Annotated in this window: 18 protein-coding genes; 9 read left to right on the forward strand and 9 right to left on the reverse strand. The window is 61.6% G+C overall.

Annotated elements, in window-relative coordinates; all coding sequences use genetic code 11:
• Positions 1 to 5: 5 nt before the first annotated feature.
• On the reverse strand, positions 6 to 665 hold the full coding sequence (locus tag M0639_RS27440) for a GAP family protein (protein WP_007730384.1): 660 nt from the start codon (positions 663 to 665) through the stop codon (positions 6 to 8).
• Between the two features lie 258 nt (positions 666 to 923).
• Between M0639_RS27440 and M0639_RS27445 the strand changes: the two genes are divergently transcribed.
• The gene (locus M0639_RS27445) at positions 924 to 1,136 is read left to right on the forward strand and encodes a hypothetical protein (RefSeq protein WP_003943015.1); all 213 of its coding nucleotides are present in this window, start codon (positions 924 to 926) and stop codon (positions 1,134 to 1,136) included.
• 95 nt (positions 1,137 to 1,231) lie between these two features.
• On the opposite strand, the gene M0639_RS27450 is transcribed toward M0639_RS27445, so the two are convergent.
• Entirely contained in the window at positions 1,232 to 1,648 is a 417-nt protein-coding gene (locus M0639_RS27450; RefSeq protein ID WP_003943077.1) for a DUF7144 family membrane protein, read from the reverse strand.
• Between the two features lie 145 nt (positions 1,649 to 1,793).
• Between M0639_RS27450 and M0639_RS27455 the strand changes: the two genes are divergently transcribed.
• Positions 1,794 to 2,267, forward strand: coding sequence for an SRPBCC family protein (locus M0639_RS27455; RefSeq protein WP_054801118.1), 474 nt, complete (start codon positions 1,794 to 1,796; stop codon positions 2,265 to 2,267).
• A gap of 54 nt (positions 2,268 to 2,321) precedes the next feature.
• Here the strand turns inward: M0639_RS27455 and M0639_RS27460 are convergent, their stop codons facing one another.
• Positions 2,322 to 2,993: a cation efflux transmembrane domain-containing protein gene (locus tag M0639_RS27460; protein ID WP_230587528.1), complete on the reverse strand. Its 672-nt coding sequence runs from the start codon at positions 2,991 to 2,993 to the stop codon at positions 2,322 to 2,324.
• Positions 2,993 to 3,337, reverse strand: coding sequence for an ArsR/SmtB family transcription factor (locus M0639_RS27465; protein ID WP_007730375.1), 345 nt, complete (start codon positions 3,335 to 3,337; stop codon positions 2,993 to 2,995). Before M0639_RS27465 ends, M0639_RS27460 begins: the two co-directional genes overlap by 1 nt.
• Positions 3,338 to 3,461: 124 nt before the next feature.
• Here M0639_RS27465 and M0639_RS27470 point away from each other — a divergent pair, with 124 nt between their 5' ends.
• Positions 3,462 to 4,232, forward strand: a complete 771-nt coding sequence (locus M0639_RS27470) for an acyl-[acyl-carrier-protein] thioesterase (RefSeq protein WP_064075102.1) — start codon at positions 3,462 to 3,464, stop codon at positions 4,230 to 4,232.
• Here the strand turns inward: M0639_RS27470 and M0639_RS27475 are convergent.
• Positions 4,223 to 4,819 (reverse strand): CHAP domain-containing protein, encoded by a 597-nt coding sequence (locus M0639_RS27475; RefSeq protein ID WP_064075052.1) that lies wholly within the window; start codon positions 4,817 to 4,819, stop codon positions 4,223 to 4,225. The genes M0639_RS27470 and M0639_RS27475 overlap by 10 nt on opposite strands.
• A 131-nt stretch (positions 4,820 to 4,950) precedes the next feature.
• On the opposite strand from M0639_RS27475, the gene M0639_RS27480 reads away from it, so the two are divergent.
• The 4 genes from M0639_RS27480 to M0639_RS27495 all read left to right on the forward strand — a co-directional run bounded on the left by M0639_RS27480 (position 4,951) and on the right by M0639_RS27495 (position 8,151).
• Complete coding sequence (locus M0639_RS27480; RefSeq protein WP_007730367.1) at positions 4,951 to 5,466, forward strand: toxin-antitoxin system HicB family antitoxin; 516 nt, start codon at positions 4,951 to 4,953, stop codon at positions 5,464 to 5,466.
• Between the two features lie 65 nt (positions 5,467 to 5,531).
• Positions 5,532 to 6,407, forward strand: coding sequence for a DUF4097 family beta strand repeat-containing protein (locus tag M0639_RS27485; protein ID WP_064075053.1), 876 nt, complete (start codon positions 5,532 to 5,534; stop codon positions 6,405 to 6,407).
• Between the two features lie 14 nt (positions 6,408 to 6,421).
• Positions 6,422 to 7,363, forward strand: a complete 942-nt coding sequence (locus tag M0639_RS27490; RefSeq protein ID WP_007730361.1) for a daunorubicin resistance protein DrrA family ABC transporter ATP-binding protein — start codon at positions 6,422 to 6,424, stop codon at positions 7,361 to 7,363.
• The gene (locus tag M0639_RS27495; RefSeq protein WP_054780764.1) at positions 7,360 to 8,151 is read left to right on the forward strand and encodes an ABC transporter permease; all 792 of its coding nucleotides are present in this window, start codon (positions 7,360 to 7,362) and stop codon (positions 8,149 to 8,151) included. Before M0639_RS27490 ends, M0639_RS27495 begins: the two co-directional genes overlap by 4 nt.
• Here M0639_RS27495 and M0639_RS27500 read toward each other — a convergent pair.
• Together M0639_RS27500 and M0639_RS27505 are read right to left on the reverse strand one after the other, a co-directional pair.
• Positions 8,106 to 8,900, reverse strand: coding sequence for a 2-phosphosulfolactate phosphatase (locus M0639_RS27500; protein ID WP_054780763.1), 795 nt, complete (start codon positions 8,898 to 8,900; stop codon positions 8,106 to 8,108). The genes M0639_RS27495 and M0639_RS27500 overlap by 46 nt on opposite strands.
• A 12-nt stretch (positions 8,901 to 8,912) precedes the next feature.
• A complete protein-coding gene (locus M0639_RS27505) occupies positions 8,913 to 9,740 on the reverse strand; it encodes a transglutaminase domain-containing protein (protein ID WP_054801121.1) in 828 nt (275 codons plus the stop codon).
• Between the two features lie 88 nt (positions 9,741 to 9,828).
• Between M0639_RS27505 and M0639_RS27510 the strand changes: the two genes are divergently transcribed.
• Positions 9,829 to 10,842, forward strand: coding sequence for an ABC transporter substrate-binding protein (locus M0639_RS27510; RefSeq protein WP_007730352.1), 1,014 nt, complete (start codon positions 9,829 to 9,831; stop codon positions 10,840 to 10,842).
• On the opposite strand, the gene M0639_RS27515 is transcribed toward M0639_RS27510, so the two are convergent.
• The gene (locus tag M0639_RS27515; protein ID WP_064075054.1) at positions 10,817 to 12,109 is read right to left on the reverse strand and encodes an MFS transporter; all 1,293 of its coding nucleotides are present in this window, start codon (positions 12,107 to 12,109) and stop codon (positions 10,817 to 10,819) included. The genes M0639_RS27510 and M0639_RS27515 overlap by 26 nt on opposite strands.
• Before the next feature lie 132 nt (positions 12,110 to 12,241).
• On the opposite strand from M0639_RS27515, the gene M0639_RS27520 reads away from it, so the two are divergent.
• Complete coding sequence (locus M0639_RS27520) at positions 12,242 to 13,363, forward strand: endonuclease/exonuclease/phosphatase family protein (protein ID WP_064075055.1); 1,122 nt, start codon at positions 12,242 to 12,244, stop codon at positions 13,361 to 13,363.
• Here the strand turns inward: M0639_RS27520 and M0639_RS27525 are convergent.
• Positions 13,334 to 14,413: an alpha/beta fold hydrolase gene (locus M0639_RS27525; protein ID WP_064075056.1), complete on the reverse strand. Its 1,080-nt coding sequence runs from the start codon at positions 14,411 to 14,413 to the stop codon at positions 13,334 to 13,336. The genes M0639_RS27520 and M0639_RS27525 overlap by 30 nt on opposite strands.
• Between the last annotated feature and the right edge of the window lie 106 nt (positions 14,414 to 14,519).

The raw sequence follows: 14,519 nt of genomic DNA on the forward strand, positions 1-14,519 counted from the left end.
AGTTGTCAGAGACCGCCGATGCCCTTGCCGATGAGAACAACACCAATAACCAGGATCAACACACTCATCACCGTGGCGTTGTTTTCCTGCAACCACACCTTCAGCTTGGCCAGCGGACCACGCAGTCGCTCCGCGGCAACGAGGTAGCCGATCACGGGCACGCACACTGTGCAGGCCGCGATGATCGTGAAAACCAGAATGGCGACAACAACTTCTCCGGAGCCCAATGACGCGGATCCGATCGAGATTCCGGCCGCGATACACATCATCAGATTCTTCGGATTGATCGCAGCCAGAGCGAAGCCCAAGCCGAGGCCTTTGACAGCGGTCATGTCATCGATGGCGTGCATCCACTTCGGGGTTTCGTGCTCGCCTCCGCGTCCGCGCCATTGCTTGACTCCGAACGCAAGAAGCAATACACCCAACGCCAGCTTGATCCACGACACTGTCGCTGACGGATCACCTTCGGAGTCACCGAGCTTGCTGGACAGAAGCACGAAGATCACGGTGGCGACGACGATTCCCAGTATCCAGCCCAGCGCGAACCCGACGCTCGTGCTGCCGGCACGCTTGGACAACAACATCAAGATTGCCGCGATGATCGGGATCGGCGATACCGCAACGCCGACCGCGAGGGGTAACAGATCCCCGATGACAGATCCCATGCCGACCTCTTCTCTCTCCCGGTCGACACTAGGGGTGGCGACTCTACGGAGCCTCACACAAAAGGGATGAACGGACCCGCGACGACATTCACCCGTAGGGGATGACGCCCCGAGCGCGTACGGGAGTAAGACTGGATCCCACGGATGCGGAGTCCTGGATCGGGCAGCGACGCCGATTGCACTTGACGACATGCGATTTCGAGGCTCGGAGCGCTGCCTTCTCGAACCTCATGGCCCTACGAAATGGAGCGGATACTGATGAATGCTCCCACTCGGTATCAATTCCTCATCGACGGCGAAGTGTCGGACCGCGTCAAGGCCGCATTTCCTGAACTCAGTGTCGCCAGTGCCGCCGGCGGGTTCACCAGTTTGTACGGACCCGTCGCGGACCACACGGCTATGCGGAGCATCATGGCCCGTCTCGATTCCCTCGGCCTGACCGTCGCCGAAATGCGTCGACTCCCAGACTGATCCGAGCCACACCCTGTCGAAATGTCCCACGCACGAGCGATGGTCCCGACCGAGTCGACTCGGTCGGGACCAACTGCTCTCGGGTTGTTCGGTGCCTAGACTCTGTCCCTGTCCCAGGTCGCGACCGCCCAGATCACAACGACATCGAGCGCGATGACCAGGATCGACCACAGTGGGTAATACGGCATCCACAAGAAGTTGGCGATGATCGAGAGCGACGCAATGACGATTGCCGCCGCCCTGGCCCACACTGCACCGGTGAAGAGGCCGAGGGCCACCACGATCCCGATGATGCCCAAGATGATGTGGATCCAACCCCACGTCGTGATGTCGAACTTGTACGTGTAGTTGATACCCACGACAAACAGATTGTTGTCGGCAACGGCCGCGATGCCCTGAAGCAGAGCGACAATGCCTGCGGTGAGCAGCAGAATTGCTGCTGCAAACGTCGTACCTACCGCGAAACCCTGCCGGACAGGGTGATTCGCGGGTTCCCGCGGTGGAGCAGTCATCAGCGTTCCTTTCGACAGAATGCACTTCCCTTACTCAGTCTCGAGGGGCTGGAAGGCGAAAACATCACCCGTCGCGGATGAACCGCAGGTCACCGACCCGTACCCGTTTGCCGGGATCGCAAACCAATGTTGGCAGACTGGCACTGTGCAACACACCGTAGTCGTGATCACCGATATCTATGCTCCACCGGCGGTGATCTTCGATCTCGAACTCGACATGGACGAACACTCGGCCTCGCTCCGCGCAACAGATGAGGTGGCAGTCACGAGTACGGGTAGATCGACGCTGGGAGAGGGCGACGAGGTGTCGTTCACTGCTCGGCATCTCGGGTGGAGATTCTCGATGACAAGCCGGATCACGCAGTACAACCGTCCGTACTCGTTCACAGACGAGCAGGTCCGCGGCCCGTTTGCCGCAATGCGGCACGAGCACGTCTTCGACGTTCAGCCGGGTGGGTGGACGCGGATGCATGACCGCTTCACGGTTACGGCCCCCTTCGGGGCGCTCGGACACCTGGCACTGAGGTTGGCTGTCGGCCCGTATCGGCGGCGCCTTCTCGAGCAACGCGCCGCGCACATCAAGGGCCGCGCAGAAGTCGGCACGCCTTTCATCGAGTGAACACCCGCTCTGACGCACCGCAGGGAGTGCTCACTCGACAAAACCTGTGTTCACTCAGCAGCAGTCGCACTCGTCACCGCTCTCGGGCACAGCCACAACCGGGCAGCACGGATCACCCTTCCACGCGTTGATGCCTTCTTTCACCGCGATGACGGCGATGACCAGTGCCGCAATCGGATCCGCCCACGACCAGCCGAGCAGCGAGTTGAGCAGCAAACCGACCAACAAGACAGCAGAGAGGTAAGTGCAGAGCAGCGTCTGCTTCGAATCCGCGACCGCCGACAGCGAACCCAACTCCCGACCGGCTCGGCGTTGCGCATAGGACAGGGCCGGCATGATCGCCAAACTCACCGCAGCCAAGAGTATTCCGACGCTCGTGTGCTGAGCTTCCCCCAGACCGAACAGCGACCGAATCGCGTCGAACGAGACGTACGCAGCGAGCCCGAAGAACGAGAATGCGATCACTCGCAGTGCCGTCTTCTCACGGCTCGTCGGATCCGGCGCCGAGAACTGCCAGGCAACAGCTGCCGCCGAGGACACTTCGATCACCGAATCAAGGCCGAAACCGAACAGTGCTGCGGACGACACCCGTGTGCCCTCCGCCAGCGCGATGATCGCTTCGACGACGTTGTAGCTGATCGTGATCGCCACGAAGATGCGAATTCTTCTCGACAAGAGCGCACGCCGGTCAGTCGAGAGCCCGACACCGTCAACGGGCGCAACCATCAGCAGCACCCCTCTGATTCGCTGTCCGGGCAGTACGACGGATCCACCGCGAGTACGACCCCGAGCAGGTCGTCGAGGGCCCGACCGATATGTACATCGGCGAGTTCGTATCTGGTCCGGCGCCCTTCCGGGACGGCCACCACCAAGCCACAACCGCGCAGGCACGCCAGATGGTTGGACAGCTTCTGCCTGGTCACAGCCAGCGTTTCAGCGAGGTCGGACGGATACCGCGGTGCGGTCTTCAGTTCGAGCAGTATCCGTGTCCGAGTCTCGTCGGACAGTGCATGCCCGAACCTCGCAAGCACCGCCACGTTGGTCACCACATCTACGCCCTCGATATCCATACGTGCGACAGTACATCGAAAACTGGATTCAGAAAACGATGAACTCCGATGGTTCAAGATCCCACCATCGGGTAACGCAAGCGTGAAGCCACCCAACCAGGCGAACACCGGGAGCCCACATCCGATGAACCGTACAAAAGTCGACGACCACGTAGCGATGGCCGAACTACCGACAACCGGAAGCATCTTCCAGGCCTCGTGGCCGGTGCGTACGGGTGACATCCACACCGACAAACAACTGCGCCTCGACGCGATCGCGCGCTACCTCCAAGACGCGGGCTTCGACAATCTCGTCGACCGCGGCGCCATGGATACACACCCGCTGTGGATGGTACGAAGAACGGTGATCGATGTACTCGAACCGGTCGTCTGGCCGGATCGAGTTCACCTACAGCGCTGGTGTTCAGGCCTGTCGAACAAGTGGTGTTCGATGCGAGTTCGCATCAGATCCGATGGCGGCGGGTTGATCGAAACCGAGGCGTTCTGGATCAACATCGACCCGAAGACGGGAATGCCGGCATCCATCAGTGAGAAGTTCACCGCTGCCCTGGCATCAACGGCCGTGGACCAGCATCTTCACTGGCGTCGGTGGATCGACCCGACCCCGGACACGACGCCGTCAGCGGATACGCCGTTCCCGTTGCGCTCGAGCGATTTCGACCCCTTCGATCACGTGAACAACGCAATCTACTGGCAGCCCGTGGAAGATGCGCTGCCCGACAGATTACGAGGCGGGCCCTTTCGCGCGATCCTCGAGTACACCCAGCCCATCAAGAGAGGTGAGCAGGTGAGCGTGCGAACCGGCACGAACACGCTGCACATCGACGCAGGCGACGAGGCACGTGCGTCGGCGCGGTGGTTCGCCTTGACTCCGAAGAACAGCGATCAGGGGTGAAGTTTTCCGAATCCCACGACGGCAGAGTCGGATTGCCAGTCCAGATCATGAACCCGCACCTTGCCGAACTCGTTGCCGCCAACCGTGACCGCAGAGTTGCCGTCCACTGCCACAACGATGTTGGTGTGCTGACCGACCCATCTCGAACTGTCGTAGATCACCACATCACCCACATTCGGGGTGTACCCGCTGCCGTTCTCGGCGTACGCGCCGATCCCTTGGTAATACTCCTGCAAGGTGTACACCCCCGGGATGCGCCAACTTCCGGAGTTCGGGTTGGACAACGGTCGACCCGCTTCCCTCATGATCCAGCTGACAAAGTCGGCGCACCACTCTTCGTCGATGCCGTCGGAATAGAAGGTGCCCGGACGGTCCTGCTCATGCTCGGATTGCAGTAGCTCGAGCACCCGACCTTGATCCGACGTGAGCGCACTCGCGTCCACCGCCGGGAACTCAGCCGTGTCCCAGGGCAGGTACCGCGATGGTGCGACCGCGACGACCACCACCCCAACCACGATCACGACGCCGAGCACCCCGGCAATCCAGAGCACGATGCGGCGTCGGCGGTTCGATTCGGCAGGACTCACCCTTACGAGTGTGCCAGCCTGCCGCGAACCGAATCGCCGGCCACCCCGATGACCTGGCAATTCTCACCAAATTCACACGAATGTGCCACCAAACTATTGCGGTGGCACCAAAGTGGTGCCATAGTGATGCCATGGACTTGACACCGTACGTAGACAACCTTCGCCACGAACTCGCGGTGGCGGCCGAAGCAGGCGGAGAAGACGCAAAGGCACTCGCCGATCGTTTGACCGCACCGCTGGAATCAGCAGTGCGACTCACCCTTCTCGACGCATTGTCTGCGGCAGCCGCCGAGATCACGCGTGACCTCGCCCCGGGTTCGGTGGACCTGCGCCTGCGGGGACGCGAACCCGAATTCGTGGTGGCACCAGCCATCAGTGAACCGGTTCCAGCCCCCGTCGAAGAGGACCCGACTCCGGCACCGCGCCCCGTCACGGAGTCCGACGACGCCTCGATGACTCGAATCAACCTGCGGCTGGGGCAAGACCTCAAAGACCGGATCGAGGCGGCGGCCCGGGAAGCCGGTATCTCCGTCAACGCGTGGCTGGTTCGCTCGGCTGCAACGGCTCTGGAAGGCGGCGCGAACAGAAGCACTCCGAGACAGCGCACGTCCCAAGGTTCCGAAAGCTTCAGCGGCTGGGTGCACTGACACCGGCTTCATCTTTCGCGCCACCCTCTTTCATCAACCGAGACAACCTCATCGGGAGTATCACCATGCCTACATTCAGCACACCTGACCCCATCACCTTGAACTTCGACGTGGCAGTCGCACACATCCGGATCACGGCGAGCAGCCGCAACGACACTGTCGTGGAAGTGTTGCCCAGCAACTCGTCTCGCGAGGTCGACGTTCGAGTCGCCGAACAAACGCGCGTCGAATTCGCAGGTGGCCGGCTGCAGATCAAGACTCCGAAACAGCGCGGCCTCGGCATCTTCGGGAAGGCAGGATCTGTGGACATCTCCGTTCAGCTTCCCTCCGGCTCGGAACTCGAAGGCACTGCTGCAGTTGCCAGCCTCCGTAGCGAAGGCACTCTCGGACGATCACGGGTGAAGGTTTCCGCGGGCGATTGCACACTGGAAACCACCGGGCCGCTCAACGTCAGCACCGGGGCCGGCGCGATCATCGTCGAGCACGTGGCCGGTGACATCGACACGAGCACCGGGTCCGGAAGCATCCGCATCGGCCGCGTCGACGGCAACGCGGAGGTCAAGAACTCCAACGGCGACATCAACATCGGCACGATCACCGGCGCACTGAAGGCGAAGACCGCCAACGGCAGTGTCGCCGTCGAGCACGCCGAATCCGACGCGAGCGCCGCAACCGCCAACGGCGACATCCGTTTCGAGACCATCGAGAGTGGAGTCGTATCCGCCAAGACGGCCGCCGGGCGAATCCATATCGGCGTTCGATCCGGAACCGCCGCACGATTCGACGCTCATACGTCCTTCGGCCGCGTCGACAACCAGATGAATGCCACGCACGGTCCGGCTTCCACTGAACGCCGGGTAGACGTCCGGGCACACACCAGTTACGGCGACATCGTCATTCGACGTTCGGAGCCCCGAGAAGAATCCAACAAGAAGATCTAGCGAAAGGAACGCTGATGTCCCGTAAACCAGCCATCACCGCGACGGGCCTGAAGAAGGCCTACGACGACAAGACGGTACTGGACGGAATCGACATCTCCGTCGACCGCGGAACCGTCTTTGCGCTCCTCGGCCCCAACGGCGCCGGCAAGACCACCATCGTGGAAATTCTCTCGACCCTCGTTCCGGCAGACGGCGGCAACATCCGCATCGCCGGGTACAACCCTTCCGACGATCCCGACGCGGTGCGTTCGCGCATCGGCGTCACCGGGCAGTTCTCAGCGGTCGACGACTATCTGTCCGGTGAGGAAAACCTTCTCCTCATGGCCGACCTGCACCATCTCGGCAAGGACGAACGTCGAACGCGCACTGAAGAACTCCTGAAGAAGTTCGATCTGATCGACTCCGCGGACAAGCTGGCGTCGACCTACTCGGGCGGCATGCGTCGACGGCTCGACCTGGCAATGACGTTGATCGGACGACCGGAGATCATCTTCCTGGACGAGCCCACCACCGGCCTCGACCCCCGAAGCCGACGCACCATGTGGCAGATCATCCGGGAGTTGGTCGAGGGCGGTGTCACCATCTTCCTCACGACCCAGTACCTCGAGGAAGCTGATCAACTGGCCGACCACATCGCCGTCCTCGATCAGGGACGGATCGTCGCCCAAGGTACGGCAGCGGAACTCAAACGGCACATCCCCGGCGGCCACATTCGTCTTCACTTCTTCGACCGAGATCAGCTCGATTCTGCTGCAGCTGTTTTCGACGAATCATCACGTGATGATGCCGCCTACGTCCTCCAGGTCCCCAGCGACGGGGGTGTCCGCTCGCTGCGCTCTCTTCTCGACCAACTCGACGCTCACTCGATCGACGTCAAGGAACTCTCCGTGCACACACCCGACCTGGACGACGTGTTCCTGACTCTGACCGCCACCGAAAGGACCGACGCGCGATGACCACCATGACGCTTGCCTATCAGGACTCGAAAACCATGCTGCGTCGCAGCATTCGACACATCCTTCGATATCCGTCGATGACGGTGATGCTCGTCGGAATGCCAGTCGTTTTCCTACTGCTGTTCGTCTACGTGCTCGGCGGAACGCTCGGGAACGGCCTCGGCCCCGGCGGTGGCGGCCGAGCCGAGTATGTCAATTACGTTGCACCGGCGATTATTCTGATGACCGTGGCATCAGCGGCACAAGGTACTGCCATCTCCGTCGCAACCGATATGACCGCCGGGATCATTGCACGATTCCGAACGATGGCGATCACGCGCACGTCCGTCCTGACCGGTCACGTTCTCGGCAGCCTCCTTCAGACGATCGTGAGCCTCGTTGTCGTCATCGCCGTAGCGATAGCCGTCGGCTTCCGGCCCACTGCAGGCTTCGTGGAGTGGGCCGCGACGTTTGCACTCCTCGTCCTGGTCTCCATCGCCATGATCTGGTTGTCGGTCGCCTTCGGCCTCGTCAGCAAGAGTGTCGAGACGGCCAGCAACCTTCCAATGGTGTTGATCCTCTTGCCGTTCCTGGGAAGCGGCTTTGTCCCCACCGACTCGATGCCGACCGTGTTGCGATGGTTCGCCGAGTATCAGCCGTTCACTCCGATCATCGAGACTCTTCGAGGACTTCTTCTCGGCGAAGCCATCGGAAACAACGCGATACTCGCGATCGGATGGTGCGTCGCAATCACCTTCCTCTCCTACCTCTGGGCACGGAGTTTGTTCAACCGACGCCCGGTGCGCTGACCTCGAAACACACGATCTTCGAGAACAGGTACGGTGTCGCTGTCGTCGAGTTCCGAGGCGATGGCGACGTCGTGTGGAAACCCCATGGCGATCAACTCACGTCCTGAGGCACAGTCCCGCAGGCGGTCCTCGTACGAATCCGCCACCGCCGCCCACGCATCCGCCGCCATCCGAGCCTCGGGCGATACGTGGCCGTCCCAACCAGCAGCGGTCAGCGCCGTGACAACCGCACCGGCACCCCACAGATCCTCCACCGCCGGGCGCAACTCTCCACCGGGCCACTTCTCCCCGGATGCGACTATCGCAACCCGCGATCCCGGACCATGTTCGTGCACAATCCAATCCGCGACGGCATAAGCGTTCCTCAAGGAAGCGCCGACACACACCGCAACCTCGGACGCCAATGCAAACGCGATAGTCGACCCGTTCGGAGACGGCAGCACCAGCCGACTTGGCGCCTCGGTCTCGCGAATCGTCTTGGGAGACAGACTGATCTGACCCTCTCTGGCCACACTTCGCCGTACAGCCAGAACCGCATCGGCATCACGCGCGTAGTCGACCGCACTCTCGTCATTCCAGGAAAAGGGAAGTACGTCGATTCCCGCGTCGGCGGCAACGCTCAGCGTCGTCGTGAACGAGAGAACGTCTACCACCACTGCCACATCGACGCCGGCAGCAATCGCTTCGGCGCCGCGCAACCCCCAGTCGAATCGAAGTCCGTAATCGAGTTGGCGATGCTCCGGATTCATCGCACCAGCATCTCAGAAACGAATCAGCTTGTCCGGCACGCGCAAGTCATCGTGCTCGTACAGTGCTCGCACGGCAACGGGATCGTCGGCGGCGCACACCGCGGCGACATCGTCCAACAGTAGGTCGTAGTCGGCGCCGGTCTTTCCGTCGTAGGCGTCCGTCATACGACCCCACTCGTCCCACGGCAGGGTTTCGACCTTGTTCATCGCGGCGAGATCCTTCACTGCGTTGCCGCGGATCTCGGCAGGCCCCCAGTTCTCGGTGCCGTACACCCCGAACTGGGACGCGTCGATCTCGCCGCGTCGATATGCCAGCCACGCCTCACCACCACTGAGGAATTCTCCCGGCTGCAGATCATGGGCGTGAGGAAGGACGTTCTGTCCGAGGATCTCGGAATCGATGCGGATCCACCGCTTGCCTGCGTCGTCCCAGTACTCGGTGATCCAGTGGTCCACGCCCTGTCCCGGTTGAAAGTAGGTGGCGAAACCACAACGGACCCGGGCGGCAAAACCGCGGTAGCGCAGAAACGCACAACTCAAAACTGCAAAGTGCCGACAGGTTCCGACGACCCGATTGTCGGGTTCACGGGCGGAGGTCACCGGTGCCGGATCGAGCGCAAGCAGGCGTTGGAGCAGAACGCTTGCCGGCCGGATCTGGTTTTCGTCGAATCGGTCGGCAGGCAGATTCAGCGACTGAGCATCGGTGGGTTGGACCACCAGGTACGGCACTACCCGGCATATTTTCACGGGGTCGGTGGAGAGCGACTCGAGGGCGAGCGGGTCCACTCCATCGATGCGGGTGAACGGTCCTGCTGATGTGTAGTCGAGAACCGCCGTCATGGGCGGAGGTTAACAAACACTGCCGACACAGCAACTCCACTATGGTTAGGGTCCCATAACCATGAAACCCGAGGTTGCCGTGAACCCTATGTTGAGCCGCCGTGCCATGCTGTCCGTCACCTTCGCAACAGCAGCCGGTTTCGCCCTTGCTGCCTGTGGCGACAGCGCGAAGGACGAATCCACTCCCGGCACCGAAGGTGCTCACGCCGAGGCCAACGCCTTCCCGGTGACGATCGACCACAAGTTCGGCTCCACCACCATCGAGCAGGCACCCAGCCGCATCGCAGCGGTCGGTATCGGCGACGCGGACGTTTTGCTTTCCCTCGGGCTGACGCCCGTCCTGGTCCCGGTGTGGAAGGGATCGACCGACGACGGAATCGGCGTCTGGGCCGACTCCGCAGTCCAGGGCGCCGAGCCGACGCCATTGGCCAACGCCACCACCGATTTCGACATCGAAACGATCGTGGCTGCAGCGCCTGACCTGATCATCGCCGTCAACAACGCGATCGACGAGGATCTGTACAAGCAGCTCAGCGCCATCGCGCCGACGGTGCTGCACGCCGCCGATCAGACGGATTGGGTTCTGCCCTGGCAGGAAGTCACGACCCGCATCGGTACGGCTGTGGGCGTTCCCGCGCAGGCAAAGAAGGAGGTCCAGGAAGTCGAAGACCTCATCGTTCGCACCCGCGCGGAGAACCCCCAGTTCGAAGGCAAGACAGCAGCTCTCGTCATTCGCTGGAGCGACGGAAATCTGCGAGCGTTCAGCCCCGAGGCAGCGCGGGCTCAGCTGCTCACGCAATTGGGATTCACGGCGCCTGCCGCACTGAAGGATCGGTTCGCGGGCAAGCTGAACTACGAGATCTCCGCCGAGAACTACGACCTCCTCGAGTGCGACTACCTGCTCTTCGACAACTACGAGAAGGCTCGCGCCGAGATGGAGTCGCAGCCGGCGTTCACCAATCTGAACGTGGTCGAGACCGGAGGCCTGATCAGCTTGGACCCCATCGTCAGTGACGCGGTGTCCATGCCGAACCCACTCACCATTCCGTTTGTGCTGGAAGATTTCGTCGCAAAGATCAATCAGACGATCGCGGGTCGATAACTTTCGTTCGGCCTGACCACACCCACAACACCACAGCCGACACGGCCACGCAGAGCGCAACGATCACCCATGGTGACTCCGGCGCTGCGTGGCCGTTGTCGACGAGGTCGTACACGAATCCGACTCCCACGGTTCCCAGGAGCGCGAGCAGACCGCCGATCGTGTTGAGCATGCCGAAGTGCGCTCCGAGGTTGCTTTCACGACCGAGGATCGCGATGGTGTCTCGCATCGGCGGCACCATCAACATCTGTCCCAGGTGCAGCAGCCCGATCCACACCGCCAGACCGACTATCTGCGTCGACGCCGAAGCTGCGGAGTCGACGCCGGTGACCAGCGGAACCAGGAACGACACCGAAATGAGCACAAGCCCGAAGGTGATCGCGCGCCGATGCCCGATGCGGTGGGCAACCGCGACCGTCGGTCCCTGCCCGACGATCACCAACACCGCCGCGCCCACGTAGAACCATCCCAGCGCCGACTGCGAACCGATTCCGCGCTCGAGCTGTTGCGGAAGCATCAGGTACAGCTGGCTGTACGCAACCAGCTGAAAACTGCAGAGCGTCGCGAAGAGCAGAAAGTTGTTGTTGGTCAGGACGCTTCGCCAGACGTCGCGCAGCGTATAGGTCGACACCGGGCCGTCGTGGGCATCGCCCGGTCGGGGGAACCAGATGAAGAACCCGACCCACATGATCGCAAAGAGCAACGCGGCGCTCGACGCCGTCCACGAGAACGGAAACATCAACAGAGCAGCTCCCAGCGCCGGACCGATCACTGTTCCCAGGCGGCTGCACATCTGTTCCACTGCAAACAAATCGGTACGACGCATAACTCCGGCGGACTCGAGTTCGCGTCCGTACTCCGCGTTGGCCGACTCCACTGCGGGCGCGAAGAGCGCGGCAGCAAAGCCGACCAGGAGCACGCCGACGATCACGGCGCTCATGCTTTCTGCCAGACCGAGCATCAGAAAACCGACTACACGAACGGCTATGCCCAGCAGGATGATCGGACGCTTGCCGAACCTGTCGGCGAGGCTTCCACCGATGAAGAACATGCCCTGCTGACTGAACATCCGCAATCCGAGGACGAGGCCGACAATCCAGGCCGCAAATCCGAGGTCCTCCGAAAGGTGCACCGCCAGAAAGGGGACAACCAGATAGAACCCGATGTTGAACAGCACCATCGAGAGGAGGAGCAGCTTCACCACCGGCGGCAGGACACGAACCTTCGCGAAGGTCTTGTTACCGGGGAAACGCTCACTGAGTACCACGATCAGAAGACTATTGCCCGCACGGCGTTCTGTGGAAATCTGCCATTTTACAATTGGTTAACTGTCCGTTTAGGTAGCGATGGTAATCATCTTCCGGAGGTTCGAGCACACGACAACGAGAGCCGGGATTTGATGAATGGATTGACGCGCCGCCAGATGGTCAAGGCGATGGCGGTAGCCGCGGGCACAGTCACCGCGAGCGCATTTACATTGGGTGCCAATACCTCCGTCGCGGGGGCGAGCCCCGCGCAGGAGATCAAAGTGCTCTCCCTCAACACCTGGCACGGCGGAACCAAGATCAACGGTGGCCTGCAGCTGATCGCCGACATGATCATCTCGACACAGGCGTCGATAGTTCTCCTGTCGGAAGCCGGCACTGCGACAACTGCATTGGCGGACATGCTGACCAAATCAGGAACCACCTTCTACGGAGCAGCGTCCTCCGACGTGGGGATTCTCTCCAAGTTTCCGATCGAGGAAACAGCCGACCTGAACTCGATGATCAAGGCAGTCGTGACGGTCGACGGCAAACAAATCGCCGCCTACTCGGCACATCTGGCCTACACGTCCTACGCGACGTATCTACCGCGCGGATACGGCGCGGGTGTTCCCAAGCCCGGAGAGTTCTCCGAGTTCGGCTGGAACAAGATGCCGTCCGGTCCGGTCACGGACCCCGAGACGGTTCAGCGCGTGAACATCAATTCGGGACGACCCAAGGCAATTTCGACGTTCGTCGACGATGCGGCAAAAGAACGGGCCAAGGGCAGATCCGTCATCCTCGGTGGCGATTTCAACGAACCGTCGGCCCTGGATTGGACCGACGGCACGCGAAATCTGTTCGACCACAACGGTGTAGTCGTTCCTTGGGAATCCACCCGCCTGCTCGACCAAGCCGGATTCGTCGACGCTTACCGCAGTAAGTACCCGAACCCGGCCACACACCCGGGCTTCACCTGGCCGTCCGACAATCCCGACGTCGACACCTCACAGCTCACCTGGGCACCCGAGGCAGACGAACGCGATCGGATCGACTACATCTTCGCCGATCGCGCTTCGGACCTGAAGCTGGGATCCGTCGGGATCATCGGCCCGCGAAAGACGATCGTGCACAACCAAAGAGTGGAAGAGAACTCCCAGGACAACTTCATCGCTTCGCCGACGCCGTGGCCGACCGATCACAAAGCCGTTCTTGCGACGTATCGTTTTGCCAGCTTCGGCGGCGGATCATCGACCGGTTCGTGGAGCGGTTCCTGACAGGGCATCTCGTAGCCAGTCGATCATCATCGGCGTCAACTCGGGCAGCTTGGTCACTGCGCAGTGCCCCGCATCCGGGATGACGTGTACCTGCGTGTTCGGGCGCTCCTCGAAGAGAGTGGTGTCCGAGAGCGGAATGTGAACGTCGTCGGCCCCGTTGACCACAAGCATCGGGGTCCGGCCGTCGTCGGCGGTCATCAAGACACTGCGATCGAAAGCACGCAGACCCTGTACCAGCGCCTCTTTGGTTGCCGGTGCATCGAAACCCAGTGCGTTTCCGACGATGTCACCCATGCCGTAGACCAGGCGCTCCGCGTTCGCGGTCTCGAACGCGCCCTTGACCGGGGCGCCGATGTTGATCACCGCATCGACGGCGCCGGTCAACCCCGACCGCACGGCGAAGTTGCCACCGAAGGAGACTCCCAGGTGTGCCACCTGGCCATTGCCGAGGGCGCGAGCCGTCGCCACCAGTCCGTCGATCACCTCGTCACCGAAAGCGTCGAGAGGAACCGGTGATTCACCAGTTCCCGGCTGGTCGAAGGCAACAACAGTCACTCCGGCGTTCTTCGCGAACGCACTGACCAACGGATGCATGTCCATCTTCCAGCCGTCGACGCCGCCGCTGAGCAACAGGACGGGTGCATCCTCGTACCTCCCGTCCACGGAGAGAATGTGCACCGGTAGCTCGATCTCGCCGGATCGGTAGGGCAGGGACAGGATTCGACGCTCGAACTCGAGCCCGAATCCCGGTGCTGCCTTGACGTATTCGTCCACCTGATTCTGCAGGGCCCGGCGCCGCGAATCGTTGGCCAGGACGGGGAACTTGGCGATTCCGTAAATCATCGCCGCGAGTGAATGATTGCCGTCGGCGGAGTACTTTGCTGCCAACGCCGACCACTCGTACGACCAACCACCCGGCGCGTCGGCCCAGGTCGAGTGGATGGACGCGCGCAGTTCCTCGAGATCCGAGACGGGGAGCCCGAAGCTCAGAAACTGTCCTGTGCGCTCTTCGAAGAGGCCTCGGTGATCGACAGGAAATTCGTATGACATGGGAAAACACCCCTCAATTCATCTCTAATGCAACGATCAGTTGCATTATCTCAGTGAACCACGCGCCTCCAGCTAACACAACACCTTGTTGCGATAAGGTTGACTC

The organism is Rhodococcus qingshengii JCM 15477 (genome assembly GCF_023221595.1).
Taxonomy (GTDB): domain Bacteria; phylum Actinomycetota; class Actinomycetes; order Mycobacteriales; family Mycobacteriaceae; genus Rhodococcus_F; species Rhodococcus_F qingshengii.